This is a genomic window from Pseudomonas sp. SAS7, from assembly GCF_052112345.1.
Taxonomy (GTDB): Bacteria; Pseudomonadota; Gammaproteobacteria; order Pseudomonadales; family Pseudomonadaceae; genus Aquipseudomonas; species Aquipseudomonas putida_Q.
Window position 1 is genome coordinate 1 of the sequence record NZ_JBEGGO010000075.1, and the last position, 274, is coordinate 274.

1 protein-coding gene is annotated in these 274 nt (G+C 60.9%); it reads left to right on the forward strand.

All coding sequences use genetic code 11. From position 1 onward, the window contains the following. The coding region (locus tag ABI582_RS28750; protein ID WP_442121002.1) for an immunoglobulin-like domain-containing protein at nt 1–274 on the forward strand (274 nt) is incomplete at both ends.

Below are 274 nucleotides of genomic sequence, written 5' to 3' on the forward strand. Positions count from 1 at the left end.
GCGCTGCGAAGGTGGATGTCACCGACACCACTGACGAAGTCGTGGCCAAGCTGACCGCGACCCCTTCGGTCACTGAAGGCGGCGAGATCACCTACACCATCACCCTGACCAACAAAGACGGTCTGCCGATCAACAACCACGGCGCCCTGACCTTCACGCTGAGCGACGGCAAAACGGTCATCACCGTACCGGCCAATGGCACCAGCGGTTCGATCAGCGTGACCGCTCCGGACAACGTCTACGTTGGCAGCAACCCAGCAGTGGTCAACTCCAT